The sequence below is a fragment of the Paenibacillus sp. FSL F4-0243 genome, from assembly GCF_037963295.1.
Taxonomy (GTDB): domain Bacteria; phylum Bacillota; class Bacilli; order Paenibacillales; family Paenibacillaceae; genus Paenibacillus_AQ.
This window is the reverse complement of record NZ_CP150151.1, coordinates 4,538,281-4,564,408: the sequence shown is the minus strand read 5'-3', so window position 1 is coordinate 4,564,408 and position 26,128 is coordinate 4,538,281. Positions and strand designations below refer to the sequence as shown.

The window sequence follows — 26,128 nt, the reverse complement described above, 5'->3', positions numbered from 1 at the left end:
ATGGTACCTAACATTCAAGAAATTATTGCACAAATGACTTTAGAGGAAAAAGCAGGTCTTTGCTCAGGACTAGATTTTTGGCAGACAAAAGCCGTCGAACGACTAGGTATTCCATCCATCATGATGACAGATGGTCCACATGGTCTGCGTAAGCAAAAAGCTGGGAATGATCATTTGGGTATATTCGATAGTGTCCCTTCTACTTGTTTTCCGGCAGGAGCTGGAATGGCTTGTTCTTGGGACCGGGAGCTAATCAAGCAGGTAGGCGCAGCCATTGGGGAAGAGTGTCAGGCAGAAGATGTCTCTATTTTACTGGGGCCTGGAGCTAATATTAAACGTTCACCCTTATGCGGCCGCAATTTTGAATATTTCTCTGAAGATCCGTATTTATCCTCCGAGATGGCAATAGGCCATATTGAAGGCGTTCAGAGCCAAGGCGTTGGAACTTCGTTAAAACACTTTGCTGCAAATAATCAAGAGCATCGGCGTATGTCTGTAGATGCAATTGTAGATGAGCGTACACTAAGGGAAATCTATTTGGCGAGCTTCGAAAGCGTGGTGAAAAAAGCGCAGCCATGGACCGTTATGTGCTCCTACAATCAGGTGAACGGTGAGTATGCTTCAGAGAATCCGTATTTACTCACGGATATATTAAAAGAAGAATGGGGACATGAAGGGTTCGTAGTTTCTGACTGGGGCGCGGTGAATGAGCGAGCTAAAGGCTTAGCGGCAGGTTTGGAGCTAGAAATGCCGTCAAGTAATGGTGCCGGTGATCAGAAGATTATCGATGCGGTTCAGAGCGGAACATTATCTGAAGCAGCACTGGATCGTGCGGTGGGTCGCTTGCTTTCTATTATTTTCAAAGCTGTTGAGAATGACAAAGAAAATGCTTCCTATGATCCTGAGGCACATCACCAATTAGCTAGAGTTGCTGCCAGAGAAAGCATGGTACTCCTTAAAAATGAGGGTAGTCTTCTTCCTCTGAAACGTGAAGGCTCCTATGCTGTGATTGGTGATTTTGCCCGTAATCCACGTTACCAAGGTGGTGGAAGCTCACATATCAAGCCAACTAGGTTGGATGATATATATTACAGCCTTCTAGAAGAAGCGGGTTCATATGCAAAATTGAGTTATTCTCAAGGTTACGTTTCTGATAGCGATGAGCCGAGTCTGGAACTTATTGGGCAAGCCATAGAAGCCGCTTCACAAGCAGATACGGCGATTGTGTTCGTCGGATTGCCAGAGCGCTATGAGTCTGAAGGCTACGACCGGACTCATCTTCGTATTCCAGAGAGTCAGATCCGCCTGATCGAAGCAGTCGCTGATGTTCAGCCTAACACTGTCGTTGTGCTGAGTAACGGATCGGCCATTGAAATGCCTTGGATCAGCAACGTCAAAGCTGTGCTTGAGGGTTATCTAGGTGGGCAAGCGCTTGGTGGTGCCATCTCCGATCTGTTATTCGGAAACGTAAGCCCATCAGGTAAGCTGGCAGAGACCTTCCCTTTGCAGCTGGAACATAATCCTTCCTACTTAAATTTCCCTGGCGAAGGAGATACCGTTGAATACAAGGAAGGATTGTTCGTAGGATACCGCTACTACGATGCTAAGCGAATTGCACCTTTATTCCCTTTTGGTTATGGTCTCAGCTATACAACATTTGCATACTCTGATCTTTCGGTAAGTTCGCACTCTTTGAAAGATACTGACACGCTGCAAGTAAGCGTGAAGGTTACCAATACTGGCGCTATGCAAGGCAAAGAAGTAGTACAGCTATATGTAAAAGACGTACTCAGTAATATGGTGCGGCCAGAGAAGGAGTTAAAGGGCTTCGCGAAGGTAGATCTGCAGCCTGGGGAAACGAAGCAGGTAAGCTTTACGCTTGATAGCAGAGCGTTTGCTTATTATAACGTGAAGCTGAAAGATTGGCATGTGGAAACCGGTGAATTTGAAATTTTGGTGGGAGCTTCTTCCCAAGAGATCCTGCTTGTTGAGTCTGTGGTTGTTGAATCAACTGTATCCCTCGCTAAATCCTATACCCGTAATTCAACTATAGGTGATCTTATGGGAGATCCACAGGCTGCTGCTATTATTCAAGCTATGCTGTCACAAGCTGGTGAGATGATGCCCATGCTTCAGGATGGCTCGGATATGATGATCGAGATGATGCGCAACATGCCGATTCGTGCAATGGTTATGTTCAGTCAAGGTACTATGACGGAACAAGGGTTAGATGAGCTGATTAATCTATTGAATTCCAATAAATAAATCTGGGAGAGTGAGATAAAAGACATGATAGATTTGAAAGCTAAACCGTTTCATCTAGATGATGAGGGGATTAAATGGGTAGAACAAACCTTAGCCTCTCTGGATTTGGTGGGCAAGGTCGGGCAGTTATTTTGTCCGATCGGGTTCACCGATGATAAGACGCAGCTGGCACTTTTGACACAAGGGATTAAGATTGGCGGGATTATGTTCCGTCCCGGTCCAGGAGAGCTGGTGCAAGAAACACATCGCTACTTGCAGGATACATCGGATATTCCGCTGCTAATTGCAGCTAATCTTGAAGCAGGAGGTAATGGTTCTGCGGCAGAGGGTACTTTCTTCGGCAAGCAGCTGCAAGTGGCGGCGACGGATAATACCGAAATGGCTCGTAAACTTGGTATCATTGCCGCGCGGGAGGGTGGTGCTGTAGGCTGTAACTGGGCTTTCGCACCCATTCTCGATATCGACTATAATTTCCGTAATCCGATAACCAATGTTAGAACATTCGGTTCTGATCCGCAGAGAGTAGCTCGCATGAGCAAGGCGTACACCGAAGCGATTCAAGAGCATGGCATGGCGGTATCTATTAAACACTTCCCTGGGGATGGCGTTGACGAAAGGGACCAGCATTTGTTGACATCTATTAACTCATTTTCAGTGGAAGAGTGGGATGCTACCTTTGGAAAGGTATATGCGGATTGTATAGAAGCTGGCGCACATACGGTTATGGTAGGGCACATCGCTCATCCTGCCTATTCCAGAGAATTACGTCCGGGGATTACAGATTTGGAGATTATGCCTGCAACGTTAGCTCCTGAGCTTTTAAATGATTTATTGCGTAACAAGCTCGGCTTTAATGGATTGATTACTACAGATGCTACACCAATGGCAGGATTCACAATGGCAATGAAGCGGGAGCTAGCGGTTCCGACATCCATCGCTGCAGGTTGTGATATGTTCCTCTTTAACAAGAGTTTAGAAGAAGACTTTGCCTATATGATGAAAGGAATTGAGACCGGCATTCTGACGGAGGAGCGCGTGAACGAAGCAGTGACACGTATTCTTGCAGTGAAAGCTGCGCTGGGACTTCATAAGAAGAAACAACAAGGCACGCTCGTTCCAGAAAAAGAAGCCCTTTCCGTCCTTGCTTGCGAAGAGCATGTGCGTTGGGCTCAGGAATGTGCAGATGAGTCAGTTACATTAGTGAAGGATACACAGGAGATGCTCCCTATTAGTCCTGAGAGTCACAAACGTCTACTGGTATTCACACTAGGAGGCGAGGAAGGATTATTCGGAGGGGCAGATATTGCACCGTACTTCATTTCCAAGCTAAAAGAGGAAGGATTCGAGGTAACGCTCTTCAATAAGAGTGAAGTTGATTTCAGTGCCATGTTCGGAGGTGTAAAAGCGTTAACGGATCACTATGATGCTGCGGTCTATATCTCAAATCTGGAGACCCATAGTAATCAAACCGTTGTACGGATTAATTGGGCACCTCCATTTGGGGCAGACATGCCATGGTTTATTCAAGAAATGCCAACGATGTTCATTTCTGTAGCCAATCCTTATCATTTGATCGACGTCCCGCGTATACCAACGTTCATTAATGCCTATTCACCAAGTAATTATGTGGTAGATGCACTGATTGAGAAGCTTGTGGGGCGTTCCTCCTTTAAAGGAGTTAATCCTGTGGACCCGTTTTGTGGCTATTGGGATACACAACTATAATTAGAATTCATAGAGATCTGTAATAGTATCAAGCGATTGAATAGGATAGTTCTATTCAATCGCTTTTTTTATAATATAATAGGGCATAAGACATATATTGAGAGAGTGAGAGGAGGGTGCTAGTTGCAAAGCTACACCTACGAAAATATTGAGATGGACGATCATCTTCCGGTCCACATGTTTTTGCACAGTACCCATCAGGTCCCGAATCATTGGCATGATAGCATTGAAATATTATTCGTACTCAAGGGGAAACTTGAACTTTTCACAAAGGACAGATTTAGAGAGTTAAATGAAGAAGATTTGTTCTTGATTAATGCTAATGAAATTCATGCGATTAAAGCTGAAGAGAATAATTTGGTGCTAGCGCTGCAAATTCCAGTTTCTTATTTACTTTTGATTGAACCTCAGATCGAAAGAATGTTATTCGATTGTAATTCTGCGGCTGCTAGCTATGAAGAACAATCTAAGTTTGATGAACTTCGTACATTGCTGGCTGAGATGATGCTGCTCCACAATAAGCGCCCACAAGGGTATCATCTACGCATACAGTCCTGTCTTCTTAATTTAACTTATTTACTCATGCAAGGGTTTCGTGAACAAGACCAAAGTCCTGAGAAACATGATGATAAGCATCGTGAACGGCTATTGCGAATTACCTCTTATGTCAAAGAGAACTACAATCGGGCAATTAACATCCAGCAGTTGGCTCTTCAGGAGTATTTGACCGTTCCGTATTTGTCGCGTTTTTTCAAAGAGTATATGGGTACTTCCTTTACCAAATATGTGAATGCGGTGCGTTTGGATAAAGCTGTAAAAGATTTGACGCTTACCAATCTATCTATTACACAGATCGCTCATGATCATGGGTTTCCCAACCTGAAATCCTTTAATGCGGTGTTTAAAGAGTTCTATCGACAGACGCCTGGAGAATACCGGAAGACCGTCTTGGACGGACGCAGTTCATTTCAGAAAAGCAGTGTGGCCCAGTTTAACTACTTTGACATGAATCCCACACAGGCGTTTGAGTCGCTTTTCAAATATCTGCCTAACAAGAATTTATCAGCTACTTCCAATCTACCAGTTGCCCTTCATATACATAAGCAGACCCATGAGATTTCGGTAAAGTCTAACCAAAGCAAGGAGCTGGCGCATACTTGGAAGAAGCTCATGACGGTGGGAAAGGCCAAAGAGGTATTGTTTGCAGAGGTACAAAGACATATCAAGCAAATGCAACAGGAGATTGGGTTTCAGTATATACGGTTTCACGGTATTTTTGATGATGAGATGATGATTTATGGCGAGAATGAGCGGGGAGAAGTGAGCTTAAACTTTGCTTATAGTGATTCATTATTTGATTTTTTACTGTGCTCCGGATTGAAACCGTTTTTAGAGCTTTCTTTTTTACCACGCCAGCTTGCGGGAGAGGGAGCTACTTCTGTTTTTTATAAAAAGAGCTTTGTGGGTAGTCCTAAGGACCTCGGTAAGTGGAATCAGATGATTCATCAGTTTATTACACATTACATCCATAGATATGGCATTCATGAAGTGAGGCAGTGGTATTTCGAGGTGTGGAACGAACCGGAAATCCATATTTTTTGGCCAGATACTTATGAAGCTTACTGTGAGCTGTTCATTTCAACATTTCAAACCATCAAATCCATAGATTCTGAGCTACGTGTGGGGGGGCCAGGTGTTTTATCTCTTACGTTAATGCAGTCAGATTGGCTGACAAGGTTTATGAATGATGTGTGCAGACGAGGCGTAAAGCCTGATTTTATATCCTTTCACAGTTATCCGTATGATGAATCGTTAAGATCAACTCAAGTGATTCAGGTGGATTATGAAGAGAATCCGGATGTGTGGTTTCAGACAATAGAGCTTTCAGCGGATACAGAATATTTATCGCGAGTCATTATTAAATTGAAGAAAACCGTATCGGAAGCTATGGGAAGAGATGTTCCTGAACTGCATATGACAGAATGGAATGCCACAGGCTCTCACCGTGATTTAGTGAATGATACATGCTTTAAGGCAGCCTATATCGTGAAAAATGTACTGGAAAATATGGATGGTCTCCATAGTTTTGGTTATTGGACGGCTACGGATTTGCTAGAGGAGTTCAAAATGTCGTCAGAAACGTTTCATGGAGGTTTGGGGCTGATGACATATAACGGGATACCAAAGCCATCCTTCTACGCGTTTAAACTACTTGCAAAATTAGGCCGCCAATTCATTCATCAAGGGAAAGGATATTACATTACTAGTAGTGATATGGGGCTGCAGGTGTTGATGTATGCTTACGCGCATATCGATTCATTGTACCAAAAAGGTGATGCCTCGCTCATTAATCGCACGAATAGATACGATGTGTTCGAAGAAGGTGGAGACATAGAGTTGACGTTGGAGCTTGCAGATATTCAGCCAGGCTCGTATACGATCAAAAGACATACAATTAACAGGCAAAATGGAAGCGTTTTCGACCTGTGGGTACGAATGGGGGCGCCTCATCCTATAGATGCTGACACCCTTAATTATTTGAAGCAAGCCAGCTGCCCGCAACTGACCTTTGAACAAGTCGAAATAACGAGCACCTATTCGTTAATTAGTAAGTTGTCTCCGCATGAGGTGCAGTTGGTGGAATTGATGCGCTTATGATGGGGTTATTTACAACTGGACAGAATCCTGGGTTCGTTAGACAAAGTTCCTCGGAGTATTGATGTTGAAGCTTGGATAGCTCTGTGAAATAGTAGCTGATCATATGATTACCACTTGCCGATCCATTCTGAAATGACAGTGATAAAAAAGTGTGGACATGACTGTAATAGTACTTCGTTTCCCGTTTAGGTAGCCTGTATACATGTGGAGGCGCGTAGGTAACAACATCAAAGAGATTGGCATAACGGTAACTCTTGCGGACATATTGTTTAAAAGCATTAACGAAGTTCGGATCGCCTACACGTGGTGAACCATAGGTGTACAGAATAGGTGAGCTGTGCGAGGTGTTGGCAGCAAGATCAATAGCACATAAAGTGGCGAGTGCTCCGCCAAGACTGTGACCAGTAATGTATAAGGTCTTATCGGGAGATAACTTTGCGAGTGTAGAGATAATCCCATCGCGCGCTGATGAGTAGATATTCGTGAAACCGCGGTGGGTAAGGGTATCTTCTTTAATGTAATTGAATCTCTCTTGTGAGGCCATAACGTTTGACATCCAATCGGTTGTGGAGCTGGTTCCTCGGAAGGCAACGATAATCTCTTGTGGAGATTCCAAAATAAATCCAAAGCGTTCCCACACCTCGCTGATGGATCTTGCTTCAATCGTATCCACGATCTGATAATCTAATGGAACGACGAACGAACCCTCTTTATTTGAGAACTGCGCATAGGTCTGTCCGCAGATAGCAGCTAGAAAGATAGCCCTTTGCTCTTGATCATTTTTTGTACCCATGTGCATCCCGCCCTTCTTCCTAAACTATATTAGGGGGACGAGGGAGAGATTCCTATATCATGCGAGACCCTGTACTAATGTAAGGGCTAAATTCTACACCGCTTGAATACTTACTTCAGATGATCTGTTATTAGGAGGTTTAACGATATGAATCTAACTTTAGTGTACGTAAATGATTAAATTACTTCGAAAGTCAAAAGTACAGCGACGCTTAATGATTTCATTTCTGCTGCTGGCTATTATCCCACTGTGCACCTTCGGTTTTCTAGCTTACCATAAATCGAATGAAGCAATCACCTCTAAGACAACTACCTTTGTAAATGATATATTACGCCTCTTAGGAAGTAAGATCGGAACAGAAGTGGCCAAATATGAGACTTTCGCCGATCAAATCATGTTGAATGGAGATATTCAGCAAGCACTGCTCCGCTACAATAGATTGAGTGATCTTGATATTAGTAACATACATAAGAAGTTTGAAGACACTGTGTTAAGCGATAAATTTTGGCTGTTTGCTACAATCAAAACACTACAGATTCTAACTAATAATGGACAAGTTCTGTACGATTATGGATACGAAGAATTTACTACAGAGGATAAACAGCGAATATTTGCTCAGGCCAAACAGAATAAAAGTGCAGATATCTGGACCACAGCCCATACGACAGCTGGTGATAATATCCTTTCATTGGCTAGGAGGATTCCGCTTTCATATGGATCGGGTGAAACTGTGGGGTTTGTCATTATGGGGATTGATGAGGAATTATTCTCACAGATATTGTTTGGAAGCATTAATATGGGACAGGGTAGTGAACAAATCATTATGAATGATGCAGGAGAAATATTGACGAGCAACAACCACTTGTTTCAGTCGGATCAAGATTTGGAAGCTAATCGTACTTTAAATCATTTGATTAATTCCCGTATGGAGACGGGGACAGTAACGCTGCGGGCGGAACCCTACTTTTTCTTAAATACACATAATGAGGTACTTCATTGGAATGTAATTAGTTTAATTCCGCAAGCCTACTTGAATATGGGATCTGTAGAGATTAGAAATGAAATGTTCTTCATTGCCGTCATATGTGTAGTTGTTTCATCCTTATTTGCAACCTTCATCTCTGTTAGTATCTCTACCCCTCTTAAGAAGTTAGTGAGTGGAATGAACCAGGTCATGCGAGGTAATTTAAAGGTAGAAATAAACGACAATCATCCGGATGAAATCGGATATCTTTCAGGGAAATTTGAAGCTATGATCGAGGAAATCAAACTATTGATTGAGCGTGTGGAGCAAGAACAGGCACAGAAGAGGGGTATAGAGCTACAAATGTTGCAGGCACAAATTAATCCGCATTTTCTATTTAACACATTGAGTTCGTTAAAATGGACGGCGATGCTAAGTCAGGCGGATAGTGTAAGCAATGGTTTGGGTGCACTGGCTGAATTACTTCGAAGTACAATTGTTCAGAAGAATGAACGGATAACGCTTGGGGAAGAGCTTCGGAACATCAAGAACTATGTGGTTATTCAACAAATAAGATACGGGATGTCATTACAGGTTGATGTGCAAATTCCTGAACAGTTATTAGATACTCAAGTGTTGAAATTTTTGCTTCAGCCCATTGTAGAGAATTCGATTATTCATGGACTAAGCGGTGAGAATATGGAACCTAGAATTACAATGACTGCTGAATTGAACGGAGAGGTGTTAAAGATTAAGTTAAGCGACAATGGGAAAGGGATGAGTGCTGAGAAGTTACAGGAGATATTGCAACTTAAAGATAATCATTCAGAGAATCGATTAGCAAATATCGGTATTGGAAATGTACGGGAGAGAATCAAATTACATTATGGAGACCCCTATGGATTAGAGATTTGGAGTAAGCCTGATCAAGGCACGGATGTTATCATCACGATACCTTATATTTCTACACTTCAGGAGGACTCAGCTGATGCGGATACTAATTGTGGATGATGAGAAAATAGTGAGGATTGCACTTAGTACACTAATTAAATGGGATGAATATGGTTTTAAATTAATGGGTGCTGTTGCAGATGGATACAAAGCTCTTGAGGTCATAGAGACAGAATCGATCGATATCGTGATTATGGATCTAGTGATGCCTAACATGGATGGACTTGAATTAATCCGAACGCTCAACGAACGCAAATTCACTGGGAAGTTTGTGGTGCTTAGTAATTATGATGATTATGCTTACGTGCGGGAAGCCATGAAACTTGGAGCAGAAGATTATATGTTGAAGCTGACGCTTAAGCCAGATGAGCTGATTGTCTTGCTGACGAAGATCTCGGAGCAATTATTAACGGAACGAGAGCTTAAAGAACAGGACATTCATATGAAAATTAAGCTTAATGAAACGCAGCTTCAGCAACGGAACAGCATATGGAGAGAGCTTCTTTTAGATCAGGAGCAGGACATGGTTTATTTGTTACAAGAAACACAGAAGTACGGGATACCCTTCGATAGACTTGCTGGTAATCTTATTATGATAAGAATCGATGATTATGTGGAGGCGCTAAGTAACGGCAAAATTAATAACAAGAGGCTACTTAGCTTTTCTATAGCGAATATTGTGAAAGAAACCGTGTCTGATCACTTTGCATTTGATTTCATAGAGATGGAGAGTAATCAGTATATTGTTATAGTTTATGAACAGAGCGGTTATTCTGACGAACCCAGTTGGTTACTGTTGATGAATAACTTAGTGCAGATGCTTAAGCTGTATTTGAATTTAAGTGTCAGCATTACATTAAGTGATGCATTCGTAGGTTTGAAGCAGCTGAGAGAACAATACACTTTGTGTCTGCGAGCATCTACAAACAACTTTTATACGGGGCCTGCATCTGTCTTGGTTGCTGGGCATTCAAAGTTAACCCAGTCACTACACTCCATTAATTATGTGGAATGGTTGGATCAAGTCAAAGCAGCAGTTGAAGTAGGGAACACAAAGCTAGTATTGGAGAATATAAGCATATTATTTAATGAGGCAAAACAAATCAAATGGGACCCTTCAGCCTTAAAATTTCACCTTTTGGGATTATTATCTGACCTAGACAACTTGATCTTAAAATGGAACACACAAGTACTATCGTCCACTGAACAAAATAGGGTAGGGGCAACAACGCTCTTAGAGAGTTTTGAGAGTGATATTTCACAAGCTGAGTCTATGGAAGGGCTTAGTCTATCTATTGAACAAGCGATGCAGGAAGCCATCAATCTATTGTATCAAGTTAAAAGTAATATTTATCGCAAAGAAGTACTTCGAATCACGGAGATTTTGCAGGAGAATGTTGAGAATAAAATAACGCTTGACCGTCTCGCTCAAGAAGTAAATATGAATGTTAATTACTTATGCCGTGTATTTAAGCAAGATACGGGTAGAAGCATTGTTCAATATATGAATGAACTAAAAATCAATAAAGCGATTGAATTGTTAAAGCTTCCGGATACGAGGATTAAAGAGGTGGCTTCACAGGTGGGGATAGATGATCCGTTTTATTTTAATCGGGTATTTAAGAAGATCGTGGGGCTTAGTCCTTCAGATTTCCGAAAGAAATTACTCGCAACTAAATAAGTCCAAGGAGGAGGCACCTGTTATGAAATATGTGGAATCTATTAAAAAGAGTTTAATTTTCGCAGGTGTGATCCTATTATTATGGGCTAGCGCAGGATGTACTCCTTCAGATTCGAGCCTGAGCAAAATGCAATCCTCTCAAGTGAAACATGAGTTTGCGAACAAAATTCTGAACTTAGCAGTATTTGAGGGAGGGCAAGGAAAGGATTATTGGCTCGCGGTGAAACAACGATTTGAATCAGATTATCCAGGGGTAACTATTAATTTGACTTCAAGCCCCAAGATCATGGAAATACTTAAACCGCAAATCGCAGTTGGTAATCCACCCGATATCATTTATATCTCACAGAGTGAGACGACAGGTATGATTGAAGAAATGTTAAGAGATAAATTATTACTCGATTTGACGGATGTATTTGAAGGGAATGCTCTCGATAATCAAGAACCTCTTAAGAATAAAATGCTGGATGGTATTTTAGATTATGCTAATCCCTTAGGGGATGGAAAAATTTATGCTGCACCGTTCTATACCTCACCAATGGGGCTAATCTATAACAAGACTCTTTTTGAGAAAAAAGGCTGGAAGCTCCCAGAGACATGGGATGAATTCTTGAAGTTAGGTGAGCTCGCTAAGAAGGATGGAAGATCACTATTTACCTACCAAGGTTTGTTTCCGGGTTATTTAGAGTCTATTTTCTGGCCGTCAGTGGCATCTGTAGGGGGGATGGAAGACGTCTGGAAGGCGGAAAATTATGAGAAGGATGCATTTAGGTCCGATTCCGTCAGACAAATAGCTGAGGTGTTGAGTGCTATAGCACAAAAAGGTTATGTCATGCCAGGAACCGTTAAGTTAAGCCATACACAAGCACAGGCTGCTTTTCTACAAGGTAAGGCATTGTTCATTCCCTGCGGAATATGGATAGAGAATGAAATGAAAGGCACTCCACGCGAAGAAGGATTCGAATTTGGTTTTCTCGCACCACCTGTGTTTAATAAGGGGGATCAGAGGTATGTCATGTCCTATTTGGATAGCCTGTTTATTCCCGCCAAGGCGAAGAATATTGAACTTGCCAAGGAGTTCCTGCGTTATCAATACAATGATGATATCGTTCAATTAAATGCGGAGAAATCCAAAGGTATAGTCACGGTTAAAAATGGTCTGGAAATCGTAAAGCCATACACTTCTCCAATATTCTATGATTCCGTTCAAATATCTCAAAAAGATGTAGCACCGATTGTTTTTCAATGGAAACAAGCATCGCAGCTAGTCATCAAAGACGTAGAGGCAATATGGAACCCAATAACTGGCCTAATGAGCAATACGCTGACTGTTAAACAGTGGCAAGATGAGGTTGAGAAAATAACCAAGAGTGTGCGGGAATTAAGTTCTTCTAAAGAATAAACCTGTTTATTGAGTGTCCTAAATCGTACAGGTTTTGTTCAATTCTGTTAATGGTAGCTTTAGCATTTAGCAGTGTAAAATTGGATTAACTATATGGGATTGGATGTGACGTGAATGAGTGTAGTCATTTCAACATTAACTCTTGAAGGCGCATTATTAGAAGGAGAGAATCCTCTTCCAATGTTCAGAAACAGAGATCATCATACAAAAGTGGGGGATAATGGTACACTTACGCCAGAATTGAGACAGCAGCTGGGTGAACATACAGGTGGGAGATATTTACCTTATCGCATGCAGGATCGATATACACGTGAAAGAAAACCGATGGTTATGAAGTCGATTGTATTGGAAAATGACATCTTAAAAGCAGTCTTTTTACCTGAGTATGGAGGTAGACTCTATTCGCTTAAAGATAAACGTACGAATAAAGATATACTGTATACAAATCCTGTCTTTCAACCGGCTAATTTAGCGATTCTTAACGCTTGGTTCTCTGGAGGGATTGAATGGAATGTGGGACAGGTAGGTCACACCTTTACGACCGCATCTCCCGTACATGCTGCCAAATTGATGGATGATAATGGCAATGAATTTCTAAGAATTTATGAATATGAGCGTTGTAAGAACATTTTTTGGCATATTGATTTTCATCTTCCTCAAGGGGCTAAGGAACTCTCTGTCTATGTAAGAATCATTAATGATAGCAAAGCGTCGGTTCCTATGTATTATTGGACAAATATTGCAGCACCGGAAACCTTGCAATCAAGAGTATTCTCATCCACTAGTAAGGTTATCTATATTGATCACCAAGTAAAGGGGTTTGGATTGGGAGATTTGCCAGTGCTTCCTTCAGTTCCAAATGAAGACTCGTCATATCCAATGAGAATTCCTTTCTCTAACGAGTATTTTTTTCAGACAGAAGCAGATTATAAATCCCCGTGGGAAGCGATTGCCTATGAGGATGGTAGTTTATTCTACGAACGTTCGACTAGCCTCTTAAGATATCGTAAGTTATTTTGCTGGGGCAACCATGCAGGTGGTAGAAGATGGTGCGATTTCTTAGCGAAGCCAGGCGAAGGTAATTATGTTGAGATACAAGCAGGGCTTGCTCCAACACAGATGCATGGACTAGATATGCCTGCGAATTCAATATGGGATTTCACGCAAATATTCGGTGTTACTCAGGTGGATGCACATAAGGCAAATCAAAGGGATTGGTCTGAGGCTCGGGATTTTATTGAAACGCAAGTCAATGAACAATTGCAAGAAGATGAAGTGTATATTCTTCATGAGAAGTTGCAAACTTATGCTAATTTAACACCATCAGAACTATTGCACTCAGGCTCAGGCTGGGGAGCACTCGAGGATATTCGCAGAAAAGCTCATGCTGAAAGGTCGATTCCGGATGGATTTTTATTCTTGGAATCCAGTATTGCAGCACCGCAACTTCCATGGTTAGCCCTGTTACAAGAAGGTGGTTTGCCAGAGGGAGATGTGCAAGATATTCCGGCCTCTTGGATGGTCCAAGAAGAATGGATGGAATTGCTTCGTACCAGTCTAGAGCATGCAGATAATCAAACGTGGGATTCCTACTTGCATTACGGCACTATGCTCTATGAGCATGGATTGGAAGATCAAGGTGTAACTGCATGGCATCAATCGCTTGAATTGAAGCCATCTGCTTGGGTTTATCGTAATCTGGCGATTACCTCTGAACAGAGAGGAGAGGCAGCTCAGGCTCTGGTCTATTATGAACTGGCGTATTCTTTATACAATGGCTTTCCAGACAGAGCATTTGCAGATGAGTATATTAGCATGTTGATTAGAAATAAACAATTTGCTAAGGCTTGGAGTGTGTACGAATCACTTCCTGAAGAGTTCAGGCAAAGTGATCGTCTCCAAATTATTATTGGAGCTGCAGCTCAGGAGTTGGATCATAATGAATTCCTATTAAACTTATTCCAGAAAGAATTTGCTGTGATTCGTGAAGGTGAAGTTACGATTGTGGAGCTGTGGTATAAATATCAAGCTAAGAAGCTAGCAGAGAGCCGAAACACTGTATTATCTGAAGAATTAATGAAGGAAGCTATAACCTTAAATCCACCGCCTAATAACATTGATTTTAGAATAGTTGGAGCTTAAACCAAGAGAGAGTTTCGATGATTTTAATCGAAGCTCTCTTTTTTTTAGGATGCTGAAGGTGATTAAAATTTAGATAAAATTGTGCATGCTTTGTTCAATATCGTCGATGTTAGACCTGAGTTGCTTCGTTATATACTTACTTGTGAAAGCACTTTCATATTTGAGGGGGATGCTACACACGTGAAAAAAAGACAAAAGAAGCTCACAGGTTTGTTGCTTGCTATGTCGATGGTTCTAACGTTATTGGCTGGTTGTGGATCAAGCAATACAACGAACAATGCTGCCCCGCCTGAAGCAACTAAGGAGAACACCCCTACAGCTACAACTGAGGCTACCACCGAAGTTAAAGATTCTGGACTAGAAGGTAAGGTAGTATTCTGGTCGATGTGGAGCAGCACAGAACCACAAGCGAAGGTTATTGAGTCTGCAGTTGCTGAATTCAAGGCAGCTAATCCAGAAGTTGAAGTGGATCTGAAGTTTACCGGTCGTGATATCTTAAAATTGATCAAGCCTGCTTTGGATGGAGGAGAGCAAATTGATATTTGGGAAGCCGATCCAGGTAGCCCAGCTGGTATTCAAGGGATGAAAGATTACGTTATGAAGCTTGATGATTTGCTTGCGGAGCCATCCATCGGAATGGAAGGCAAGTCAGTAAAGGATTCAATGATTCCAAGCTTGTTAAGCTGGATACAATCGCTTTCCATTAAGTACGGTTTAGAAGAAGGTATTTATTCGATTCCGCAGCAGCCGTATGCAGTACTCTTTTTCTATAACAAGGAAGTGTATGAGAAAGCTGGGATAACAAAAGCGCCTGCCACTTGGGACGAATTCCTTGCAGATGCTGAAAAAATCAAAGCAGCAGGTTCAGCACCGCTTACCTTTGATGATGCATATCGGGACTTATTTATTGGATCCTATCTGGCAAATGCGATGGGGGCAGATTGGGTAAGCCAGCTTGTGCAGGATAAGACAGGTGAGATGTGGAATGATCCAATCATTCTTCAATTCGCTAAAGATATGGCTAATTTAAACGTTAAAGGTTTTTTCTCTAATAAAATTGCCGGAAGTAAATATCCTGCGGCTCAGCAAGATCTCGTGCTTGGTGGTTCTGCCGCTTATCTAAATGGAACATGGCTTCCGAATGAAGTGCTTGCCACCTCAGGACCAGATTTCAAATGGGGCACGTTTCAATTCCCAGATGTTCCAAATGGAAACGGTAAAGGTGGAAAACAAGGGTTGATCTTTGGATCTCAAGGGATGTTCATTAATAAATCGAGCAAGAATGCAGAGGCTGCTTTTGAGCTTATCAAACATATCGTTAGTAAGCAGATACAAGAAAAAATGGCGAAGGATGCACTTGCGATCCCAGCAACTATTGATTCTGAATGGCCTGCGATGCTTGCTGAAGCAGAAGCTGCTTTTCTAAATGCAAAAGAAAATATGCCTTGGGGTGGAGGTATTGGTGATGGAGGAGACTTTACGCTTGCTACCATTGTGCCTACCTTCATGGAACTTATCACTGGCAAACTGAAGCCAGAAGAATTCGGGCCGAAGCTAAGTGCGGAAGCTAAGAAATTCTACGCCGGTAAATAAAACATAACAATTCCAAAATTACCCTCCGTCACTTCGTTCCCTTTTCTCGAGTCTTTTTGTTCAATCTAGATTTAATGTAAATCTATATGTGGCGGTCAATAGCGGCAGCTGCATATAGATTTTTTAAAGTATAAGGAAGAATAAGTTGTGATTATGATGCGGGGGATACAAAGATGAGAATTAGTAAACCGATTATGATGCTATTCCTTCTGCCTGCTACCCTGGTTTATATGTCGATCTTTTTTTATCCAACCTTGCGGGCAGTGTTTATGAGCTTTTACGAGATATCTAATATAAACAGTAGTATCAGTGAATGGAAATTTATTGGTTTAGACAATTACTGGGGGTTATTTCATAATTCCTATTTTTTAAATTCTTCATTAAATGTGCTTAAGATTTGGATTATTGGTGGACTCATTGTTTTCGTTATGGCTTTTTTCTTCTCCGTGCTTATTTCCTCCGGCGTTCGTTTCAAAGGCTTCTGGAGAGCCTTGATTTACCTGCCTAATACTGTATCTGTTGTTGTCATGTCAGTAATATGGCTTCAGTATGTGTATAATCCAACCTTTGGATTGTTGACACATGTATTTCGCCTTCTTGGACTTGAACAATTAGCCAATATTCAATGGACGGATGACCAGCATATATTTTTATCCATGCTGATCGCTTTTTGTTTTGGATCAATTGGTTATTTCTTATTAATTCTTGGTGCGGCCATGGATCGGATTCCTAATGATTACTACGAAGCAGCATTATTGGAAGGAGCAAACACAGTATATCAGTTCTTCCATATTACTCTTCCGTTACTCCGTGATGTGTTTAAGACCACGCTGGTGTTATGGACGGTTACAGCCATTAACTTCTTTGTATGGTCTTCCATTTTCGGGAGAAATGATCCACATACGATGACTCCTGGCTATTATATGTACTTGAAGGTATTTGGTGGGGAGAGAATTTCTGATACGCAAGCTTTCAATGTTGGAGCAGGGGCTGCGATTGGTGTGTTGATTACTGTTGCAATTATTGGCTTTTCCTTCTTGATTGGTCTGTTGTTTAGGAAGGATCGTTTAGAATACTAGGAAGGAGGAGACAATATGCGTCTTCACTCAATCACTCGAATCATACGATATGTTCCATTAGTAGTCTGGCTTATCTTTACAATTATTATTTTTGGATACGCATTCCTTGCTTCACTCAGCACAACAAGAGAGATATTTACGAACAAACTACTGGCGAGCGGATTTCATTTCTCTAACTATACCCGATTATTCGAAGAAACGAAGATCGGCTTGTACTTTTTGAACAGTCTAGTTTATACGGTAACCTCTTGCGTAGGTATTATTGTTGTTGCAGCTCCGGCTGCTTATATATTGGGACGAATTCAGTTTAGGGGAAAAAGGTTAGTTGATTTAATGTTTATCTCGGCATTATCAGTTCCGGGGCTACTGATCTCGATCCCGTTGTTTTCGTTATTTTATTCATTGAATTTAACAGGCTCAACATTTACGTTAATCTTTGTATACATTTTTACGAATGTCCCTTTTGCTGTATTTTTGCTTACAGGGTTCTTTGCATCCATTCCGAAAGAATTGGAGGAATCAGCAGCGATCGATGGATGTGGGCCGATTAAAGCTTTTATCAAAATCATCTTACCTATGGCACAGGCTGGTATTTTGACGTTAACGATTTTTAATGTGATGGGGATCTGGAATGAATATTTTTATGCTCTGATCTTTGCTAATAATCCGGATCGACATCCAATAGCATTAGCTCTTCAATCCATCGTAGTAGGATATACGAATACTGGTAATTACTCGGGTATTTTTGCTGCATCACTTCTGGTGTTTCTGCCCACGTTTATACTTTATCTTCTTGTGTCCAGAAAGATCGTTGCTGGAATTACAATCGGTTCTGTAAAAGGTTGAGGTAATAACCACCTAATAATATAGGTGGTTATTTGCGCACCCATAAGTATTCCTTCGGAAACTTAACTTGCGACAAGGAAACCCATACAGTACACTTTCTTTAACTAGTACAAACCTAAGATAGCTTGGGAAAGAACTTTGAAAAAGGAAGTGTTAAATAGTGGATTTAGAGATGGTCATGCAGGAGCTGGAAGCGCTTGGCAAGGAACGAGCCAAGAAAATATATATGTCTAATGGAGCAAAGGAACCGCTATTTGGCGTGGCTACCGGAGCAATGAAACCAATCTTCAAGAAAACCAAAATAAATCAGCCATTGGCTGAGGAACTTTACGCGACAGGGAACTATGATGCCATGTATTTTGCCGGCATCATTGCTGATCCCAATGCAATGACGGAAGCGGATTATGACCGATGGATGGATGCGGCTTATTTTTATATGCTGTCCGACTTTGTAGTGGCAGTAACCTTGGCAGAAGCGGATATTGCACAACAAGTTGCCGATAAATGGATCGCGAGTGGTGAAGAGCTGAGAATGTCAGCGGGCTGGAGCTGTTACTGCTGGCTGCTTGGCAGTCGGCCGGATGTTGAGTTTTCCGAAAGCAAGCTTGCTGGTATGCTTGAGATGGTGGAAAATACGATTCATGATTCTCCAGAACGTACCCAATACGCAATGAATAATTTCATGTACACAGTGGCCGTATCTTATTCGCCACTTCATGATAAGGCCAGTGAAACCGCAAGAACTGTAGGGCCAATTGAAGTTGATAAGAATAAGGCAAAGAGTAAATTGATTCACGCGTACGCAAATATTCAAAAAGCAGTCGACAAAGATCGGCTTGGTTTTAAACGCAAGCATGTAAGATGTTGATCTAGCAGAAGCTTCTAGAGAAGAAAAAGGAAAAAGGATTCCCTGAAACTTCACTCTGCGTTACTATATAGAAATGACTCCAAGTGGGAGAGAGAAGGGGGAAAAGCATACATGGGCAACTTATTGGAAATTTTGCACAAGGAAGTCGTACCGGCAGAAGGCTGCACAGAGCCGATCGCAGTTGCGTATGCCGTCTCCTTGGCGGCAGAGCTTCTCGAGGAAGAAATAACGGGGATTCAGCTGCATCTCAGTGGTAATATTATTAAAAATGCAATGGGAGTGGGTATCCCTGGGACGGGCCAGACAGGTCTGCCTATCGCAGCAGCCCTTGGTGCGGTGGTCGGACGTTCGCACAAGGAGCTGGAAATCCTATCAGGTCTGACTCAGGATGAGCTAAAGCTGGCAAATGACCTGCTTGATCGAAAGCTGCTAAAAGTGGAGATAATGGACACTCCTGAGAAATTATATATTGAAGCACAGGTGAAGACAGAGAATCATACAGCGACTGCCATCCTTGCTAAAGAACACACTAATATAGAATATCTGGCTCTGGACGGGAAAAAAGTGACACCTAAGAAGTCTAAAGCAGATTGTGGCAAGCCTGGACTTTCTGATACTGAAGCCTATGAAGGCTCTGTAGATCGGATATTCGAGTTTATAACTACAGCTCCATTTTCAGACCTTAGCTTCCTCTTGGAAGGCGCTCGGATGAACAAAGCGATTTCCGAAGAGGGACTCCGAGGCGATTATGGGTTGCAAGTAGGGAAGAAGATGAATCAGCAATCTGCTGTGAATTTGTTCGGCAATGATGTAGCGAACAAAATTATAGCGGCCACTGCTGCGGCTTCAGATGCTCGTATGGATGGCAGCGCAATGCCTGTGATGACAACAGCGGGCAGCGGTAATCAAGGCATCGCCTGTACGCTTCCTGTTATATCTTTGGCGGAATTACTTGGCAAGGATGAAGAGACGCTAGCTCGGGCGCTTGCACTAAGTAATCTGGTCACTGTGCATATCAAGCATTATATTGGGCGGTTGTCGCCTTTATGTGGTTCAGGAATTGCAGGTGGAGTTGGAGCGAATAGTGGGATCATTTATCTCATGGACGGCACTCTTGAGCAGATCAAGCACGGGATACAGAATACGATCGCCTCTTTATCAGGTATGATTTGCGACGGTGCAAATTCAACCTGTGCGTTGAAGATATCCACCTCCACTAATACAGCGATTCAGGCAGCCACACTGGCTATGAACAATATTGCTCCTACGACCAAGGATGGAGTTATTTTCGAAGAGGTGGAAGACACTATCCGCAACATGGAGCGGCTGGTTCAGGAAGGTCTGGCGGATACTGACAAGACCATCTTAAATATCATGCTCTCCAAAGGCGGAGCGAATTAGCTTTCTTTAAGGTAATAATAGGTTAGAACATCATAATTTAAGACCGTCCGGTTCCCTACATGAATGGCAGGAGACTGGGCGGTCTTTTTATCTATTCAGTAAGGGTATTTGTTATTGCGAAGATTTGCATTAAATTTTAACATAACTTATTCTGAGATCATAAAGGCATAGACTGATGGTATAAAAAGGAGATATTATGACGGAGAAGATAGATATAGGATGGAACTTTGAGAACAGTTATGCTCATCTGCCGGAATCCATGTTTACAAGGATCAAACCAACTCCTGTGCGTAAGCCGGAGTTAGTTATTTTAAATGAACCATTGGCTACTACCGTAGGGCTGAATAGTACAGCACTACATAGTAAGGAGGGGGTTCAGAATCTTGCAGGCAATGAAGTCCCTGAAGGTACTGTGTCCCTTGCTCAAGCGTATGCTGGACATCAATTCGGACATTTTACCATGTTAGGTGACGGCCGAGCTGCACTGATTGGTGAGCAGATCACACCCCAAGGTGAACGCATAGACATTCAGCTTAAGGGCGCGGGAAGAACACCATATTCTCGTGGTGGCGATGGCCGAGCCGGACTTGGACCTATGCTTCGTGAATATATCATCAGCGAAGCCATGCATGGTTTGGGTATTCCTACCACTCGCAGCTTGGCAGTGGTAACTACTGGAGAAACGATTATTCGAGAAACAGAGCAGCCTGGTGCTATTCTGACCCGAGTTGCTGCAAGTCATCTACGGGTGGGCACCTTTCAATATGTTGCAGCGTGGGGTACTGTTGAGGATGTCCGTACTCTGGCAGATTACACATTACAAAGACATTATCCGGAAGCTGTTTCTCAAGAGAATCGTTATCTTTTCCTGCTTCGAGAAGTGATTGGACGTCAGGCTGAATTAATTGCCAAGTGGCAGCTGGTAGGATTTATTCACGGAGTAATGAACACCGACAACATGGCGCTTAGCGGAGAAACGATTGATTATGGTCCTTGCGCCTTCATGGATGTGTATCATCCAGAAACGGTATTCAGTTCCATTGACCAGCAGGGTCGTTATGCTTATGGCAATCAACCGGGTATTGCCTCTTGGAATCTCGCGAGATTCGCGGAGACTCTCCTGCCATTGCTGGCTGATGATCAGGAAGAGGCGATTCAGCTCGCTGAAGAGGAAATTGCAGATTTTAAAGAGCGGTCTTACCATCACTGGCTGTCAGGTATGAGGGCGAAGCTCGGAATCTTCAACGAAGAGGTAGAGGATGTAGCGCTAATTGAGGATCTGCTAGATTTGATGCAGAAATATCAGGCAGACTATACCAATACCTTCCGTGCCCTAACTTTAGAGAAGCTGGAAGAAACCGCTCTGTTTGGTGCAGTGGAATTTACGAAGTGGCAAGAGTTATGGCAGGCTAGACTTAGCAGACAGCAACAATCGAAAGAGGTTTCGCTGCAGCTAATGCGCAATAGTAATCCTGCGATCATTCCGCGGAACCACAGGGTAGAAGAAGCGCTCCAAGCGGCAGTACAACAGGAAGATTACAGTGTGATGGAGCAATTGCTTAAAGCTCTTTCCAATCCTTACGCTTATTCCCCTGAACAGGATGAATACTCGGCACTACCTGAGGAATCAGCACGTCCATATCGAACCTTCTGCGGCACTTGATTTGCTGATAATGATCTAAATAATGAGGTGAAGTAAGAATGTTTCATGCATATGATGTTCTGGCTAACCAGTTGCTAGCTAATGCGAATGATCCAAGTTGGTACGTGCCCTTTGAGGTAGCCGTAAAAGACTTAAGCGAAGAAGAAGCATTTTGGAAAGTAACGGAAGAAAGCAATAGTATTGCTGAGGTAGTGCAGCATCTGCTCTACTGGAATGAAACTTGGCAAACAAGGTATAAAGAAAAGAGTGTCCATGTGGTTCCTTCAGTGGATAACAATAATACCTTTGTCGTTGCAGAAGGAGTAACGTTTCAAGAGCTTCAACAACAACTCTTAGAAGTTCTTTTACGTTGGCAGGAACTGATTACAAAGGAACAATTGGATGCCGATGTTCAAGAATTCCAAGGCAGTCAGTGGTGGGAAGTAATAGGCAATGTGACAACACATAACGCGTATCACGTGGGGCAAATCGTTTTTATTCGAAAAATCCAAAAGAGTTGGAATCGCACTATGAAGTGAATTGAAGGACGTTAACGGATGTACATTCATCTGGCTAACGTCTTTTTTGCGAATATAAATGAAGTTAAGTTGCCGAAAATACTTACATATACTTATAATTACGTATTTAATACTTGCAAATACTTACTTAATAACTTATGATGACTTTAGGAGGTGCATACATGATGTTTCAAGAGGAGAGATTGTTAAAAATACTCGAATATTTGAAACAACACCAATCGATGAGTGTTCAAGAGATCTGTACGCAATTTGATGTATCCAGAGATACCGCACGTAGGGATATTGTTAGATTAGTACAAGAAGGTGTTGTGATCCGAACGCATGGAGGGGTATCGTTACCTGAGTTACAAAAAGAATTGTTATCTTATCAGGATCGATTGATCGATGAATCTGAGAGTAAGCAGAGGATAGGGAAGGCTGCGGCGCAGCTTATCCAAGATCATGAGACTGTGATTTTAGATGTATCAACCACCGTGCAGTTTGTAGCAGAACAGATCAGCGCGAAGGATATTACGGTTGTCACACACTCGATTGATAACGTAGGGATCTTGTCACAGCGGGAGGATCTGCAAATTTATGTTCTTGGTGGTTACTTGAATGTGAAAAACCGCTTGTTATATGGCCCTTCTATTATCGATAAACTTAGTGAAATCCGTGCTGATAAAGCCTTTATTGGAGCATCCGCGATCCGTGCTGATGGACTCTATTATCCATATGAAGAAGATGTGCGGGTGAAGAGAGAAATGGCCCGAAGATCAGATCAAGTCATCTTAGTGGCTGATCACACCAAATTTATTGGCAAATCATTTTTCCGTCTAGACTTTGAGTTCGTTGACATTCTAATTACCGATCGGGAACTCCCCAGTGAGATCAGAGAAATTCTAGATCAGAAGAACATCACAGTAATTGAATGTCCAGAAGAAACTGAAGAGGCTCGAGAGCAAGACTGATAACAAAACAGAGGAGGATATTTATGTCTTATATTCTGCAAAATGTACAAGTGGCGCTTCAGAATCGTATTGTCCCAGCGGCTAATGTGTGGATTTCTGAAGGGAAAATCATAAAGATAGATACAGAGGATCTTTCGATTCCAGAGGGACAATATGAACGGATCGATGGTGGTGGCCATTTATTAGTACCCGGGATGATAGATGTTCATATTCATGGCGCCAATGGCTTCGATATGATGGACGGTACGGAAAAGAGTATTCAAGAGGTCTCAAGTGCTTGTGCTTCATCTGGCTGTACCTCATTTTTGGCTACCTCTGTGAGTTCTACGCTAGAAGATCTTTTAGAAATGATTCGTAGTGTCAAGCGTGTGATCGGACATGAAGTGGGCGCAAAGATCGCAGGTATTCATTTAGAAGGACCTTACTTGAACCCGAAGCGAAAAGGAATGCAGAACGAAAAGTATCTACGCCACCCCAACTTAGAGGAAATGAACTTGATTTTTGAAGAAGCGGGTTCACTCATTAAGATGGTTACAATTGCTCCGGAGTTACCGGGAGGGATGGAGCTCATTTCCTTTTTGAAAGAAAAGGGTGTAGTTATAGCCATCGCTCATTCGGATGCCACATATGAAGAAGCTAAACAAGCCTTTGCGTCGGGGGCAAGTCATGTTACGCATTGTTTTAATGGCATGCGGCCTATCCATCATCGAGATCCAGGGGTAATTGTGGCTGCTTTTGAAGAGAAGCATGTAAGTCTTCAAGCGATTGTGGACAACGTCCATCTGCACCCTGCAATTATTCGATTAATGCATACCTTGAAAGGACCAGAAGGAATGGTCTTGATTACAGATGCACTGCAAGCTATGGGATTAGGTGATGGGGATTATATGTTCGGAGGCCATCATGTTACAGTATCCGAGGGGGTAGCGAGACTGAAGGATGGAACGCTAGCTTCAAGCACAGTGACTATGAATGAAGCTTTACGTTATACTGTCGAAACTGGAATTCCATTGATAGACGCCGTAAAGATGGCTTCAACTACGCCGGCCAATATTCTTGGACTTCAACAAAAGGGGACAATAACATCCGGCTTTGATGCTGATCTGGTCCTCTTGGATGATGAATTTAAAGTGTGCTGGACAATGGTGAATGGTCAAATTTCATAAATCATGATGAATACAGGTTACTTCTGCTCAATGCAGTTGTAACCTGTATTCATGTGCGGTTATGCCAAACACGCTTTTAAAATGCCGGTTCAAATGAGTTAAATCCACAAATCCACAATCTACTACAGCGGCATAGATATCCTTAGTTTTCTCAATGGACTGCTTGGCATGCTCTACCTTGCAATTTAAGAAAAATTGATAAGGTGATATTCCTGTATGTGTCTTAAACTCTCGGATAAATTGATATTTGGAAAGTCCAAACTCTTTACAGAGATCATCTAGTTTCAGTACATGTTCTAAACTGCAGTACATCATTTCCTTTGCTTTTTTGACAAATTTATTATTTATCCTGTGTTCTGTAACTAGTTCAGTATTAGATACTAGATGAACCAGGCTTAACAACAGCTCATTGCACAAGGACTCCTCTTTGCCATTCTGGATGGCATGACTTAGCGCTAATATGCACTGTACCAATTTGTCATCGTATAGGATGGGAGAGGCGAAGCGAAGTTCCTTTTTTCCTAGGATCTCTTGTATCAAGGTTGGCTTGATATATAGCATGACATAATCAATACCTGCTTTATCATATGAATTGCCGTCATGCGTTTGCTCGGGATTAAATAGCATTACGCCATTTTTATGAGAGGATTGCAAGCTACCATCAAGGTTATATTGCTGAATGCCACGTAAGGTGACACCGATTGCGTATTCCTCATGGCAATGTTTTTTATAAGTGAAATCACTCATGCTAGCTGACAATGTTAGGATATCTGCTGACTTTTTATAGTTGAATTTCTCCACGCTCTTAACCTCCACGACTTATAGGATTCCCGATATCATAATGGCAGAGTATACTAAAAATAGTGCCATCAAAGTATTTAGAACTTTTTGGTGATTTTGCAGAAATGCTCTGAAGATTGCCCCAAATACAACCCATGTCGTAAAAGCAAAAAATCCGATCACAGTTATAATTATAACAAACATAAATAAGGTGAGAGAAGAAGTATAGAATGGCATTACATAGCTGGGAATGACTGTTAAAGTAAATAAGAGCACTTTAGGATTCACAAGTTGCATAAGTAAACCCGACCGAAAATTGGCATTTGGATTAGGCTTGTCTTCCATTGCACCCATTTTAAAGATTTTATAAGCAAGATAGAGCATATATATACTTCCGACGACTTGCATAATGATCAGGATATTTGGGATGACCTCCACCAGAACACGATTCATCAAGGTAGAAAGGATAAGCAATAGACCAAAAGCCATCGTAGCCCCGTATACATACCGCATGGTTTTCTTAGCCCCTGAATGTTGCACGGAAGAAAGAATAACAATATTGGCAGGACCGGGTGAACATGTAACTACAATGCAATAGAGAAGAAAGGAAATTATATTCATGATGACCTCCAGTAAAAGTTGTCTTATGAATATAAACCTCATAACTTGATTGTTTATAGTAC

19 protein-coding genes are annotated in these 26,128 nt (G+C 42.0%); 16 read left to right on the top strand and 3 right to left on the bottom strand.

Annotation, left to right across the window (positions count from 1 at the left end):
* The 3 genes from NSS87_RS20320 to NSS87_RS20310 all read left to right on the top strand — a co-directional run bounded on the left by NSS87_RS20320 (position 1) and on the right by NSS87_RS20310 (position 6,648).
* Positions 1–2,265, top strand: coding sequence for a glycoside hydrolase family 3 C-terminal domain-containing protein (locus NSS87_RS20320; RefSeq protein ID WP_339242361.1), 2,265 nt, complete (start codon positions 1–3; stop codon positions 2,263–2,265).
* 24 nt (positions 2,266–2,289) lie between these two features.
* Positions 2,290–3,990, top strand: a complete 1,701-nt coding sequence (locus NSS87_RS20315; protein ID WP_339242359.1) for a glycoside hydrolase family 3 N-terminal domain-containing protein — start codon at positions 2,290–2,292, stop codon at positions 3,988–3,990.
* A 123-nt stretch (positions 3,991–4,113) separates the two neighbouring features.
* Entirely contained in the window at positions 4,114–6,648 is a 2,535-nt protein-coding gene (locus tag NSS87_RS20310) for a helix-turn-helix domain-containing protein (protein ID WP_339242357.1), read from the top strand.
* Here the strand turns inward: NSS87_RS20310 and NSS87_RS20305 are convergent.
* Entirely contained in the window at positions 6,596–7,441 is an 846-nt protein-coding gene (locus NSS87_RS20305; RefSeq protein WP_339242355.1) for a lipase family protein, read from the bottom strand. The two genes, NSS87_RS20310 and NSS87_RS20305, sit on opposite strands and share 53 nt — an antisense overlap.
* Positions 7,442–7,613: 172 nt before the next feature.
* On the opposite strand from NSS87_RS20305, the gene NSS87_RS20300 reads away from it, so the two are divergent.
* From NSS87_RS20300 to nagA, 13 genes are all read left to right on the top strand, one after another.
* Positions 7,614–9,416, top strand: coding sequence for a sensor histidine kinase (locus NSS87_RS20300; RefSeq protein WP_339242353.1), 1,803 nt, complete (start codon positions 7,614–7,616; stop codon positions 9,414–9,416).
* Entirely contained in the window at positions 9,394–11,037 is a 1,644-nt protein-coding gene (locus NSS87_RS20295) for a response regulator (protein ID WP_339242351.1), read from the top strand. The genes NSS87_RS20300 and NSS87_RS20295 overlap by 23 nt, the downstream gene beginning before the upstream one ends.
* Before the next feature lie 22 nt (positions 11,038–11,059).
* Positions 11,060–12,439 (top strand): carbohydrate ABC transporter substrate-binding protein, encoded by a 1,380-nt coding sequence (locus NSS87_RS20290; protein WP_339242349.1) that lies wholly within the window; start codon positions 11,060–11,062, stop codon positions 12,437–12,439.
* 114 nt (positions 12,440–12,553) lie between these two features.
* Complete coding sequence (locus NSS87_RS20285) at positions 12,554–14,581, top strand: DUF5107 domain-containing protein (RefSeq protein WP_339242347.1); 2,028 nt, start codon at positions 12,554–12,556, stop codon at positions 14,579–14,581.
* A 180-nt stretch (positions 14,582–14,761) separates the two neighbouring features.
* The gene (locus tag NSS87_RS20280) at positions 14,762–16,174 is read left to right on the top strand and encodes an ABC transporter substrate-binding protein (RefSeq protein ID WP_339242344.1); all 1,413 of its coding nucleotides are present in this window, start codon (positions 14,762–14,764) and stop codon (positions 16,172–16,174) included.
* Positions 16,175–16,347: 173 nt separating this feature from the next.
* Positions 16,348–17,253, top strand: a complete 906-nt coding sequence (locus NSS87_RS20275) for a sugar ABC transporter permease (RefSeq protein WP_339242342.1) — start codon at positions 16,348–16,350, stop codon at positions 17,251–17,253.
* A gap of 15 nt (positions 17,254–17,268) precedes the next feature.
* Entirely contained in the window at positions 17,269–18,099 is an 831-nt protein-coding gene (locus NSS87_RS20270) for a carbohydrate ABC transporter permease (RefSeq protein ID WP_076286546.1), read from the top strand.
* 160 nt (positions 18,100–18,259) lie between these two features.
* Positions 18,260–18,967, top strand: coding sequence for a DNA alkylation repair protein (locus NSS87_RS20265; protein WP_339242340.1), 708 nt, complete (start codon positions 18,260–18,262; stop codon positions 18,965–18,967).
* A gap of 111 nt (positions 18,968–19,078) precedes the next feature.
* Positions 19,079–20,368: an L-serine ammonia-lyase, iron-sulfur-dependent, subunit alpha gene (locus NSS87_RS20260; protein ID WP_076299336.1), complete on the top strand. Its 1,290-nt coding sequence runs from the start codon at positions 19,079–19,081 to the stop codon at positions 20,366–20,368.
* A 196-nt stretch (positions 20,369–20,564) separates the two neighbouring features.
* A complete protein-coding gene (locus NSS87_RS20255) occupies positions 20,565–22,031 on the top strand; it encodes a YdiU family protein (RefSeq protein ID WP_339242338.1) in 1,467 nt (488 codons plus the stop codon).
* Positions 22,032–22,069: 38 nt separating this feature from the next.
* Positions 22,070–22,549 (top strand): DinB family protein, encoded by a 480-nt coding sequence (locus tag NSS87_RS20250; protein WP_339242336.1) that lies wholly within the window; start codon positions 22,070–22,072, stop codon positions 22,547–22,549.
* 164 nt (positions 22,550–22,713) lie between these two features.
* The gene (locus tag NSS87_RS20245; RefSeq protein ID WP_081382852.1) at positions 22,714–23,499 is read left to right on the top strand and encodes a DeoR/GlpR family DNA-binding transcription regulator; all 786 of its coding nucleotides are present in this window, start codon (positions 22,714–22,716) and stop codon (positions 23,497–23,499) included.
* 23 nt (positions 23,500–23,522) lie between these two features.
* Entirely contained in the window at positions 23,523–24,665 is a 1,143-nt protein-coding gene (gene nagA / locus NSS87_RS20240; protein WP_042189726.1) for an N-acetylglucosamine-6-phosphate deacetylase, read from the top strand.
* Positions 24,666–24,692: 27 nt separating this feature from the next.
* Here nagA and NSS87_RS20235 read toward each other — a convergent pair whose 3' ends face one another.
* Positions 24,693–25,466: an AraC family transcriptional regulator gene (locus tag NSS87_RS20235; protein WP_339242333.1), complete on the bottom strand. Its 774-nt coding sequence runs from the start codon at positions 25,464–25,466 to the stop codon at positions 24,693–24,695.
* 18 nt (positions 25,467–25,484) lie between these two features.
* The gene (locus NSS87_RS20230; RefSeq protein WP_076299331.1) at positions 25,485–26,066 is read right to left on the bottom strand and encodes a LysE family transporter; all 582 of its coding nucleotides are present in this window, start codon (positions 26,064–26,066) and stop codon (positions 25,485–25,487) included.
* Between the last annotated feature and the right edge of the window lie 62 nt (positions 26,067–26,128).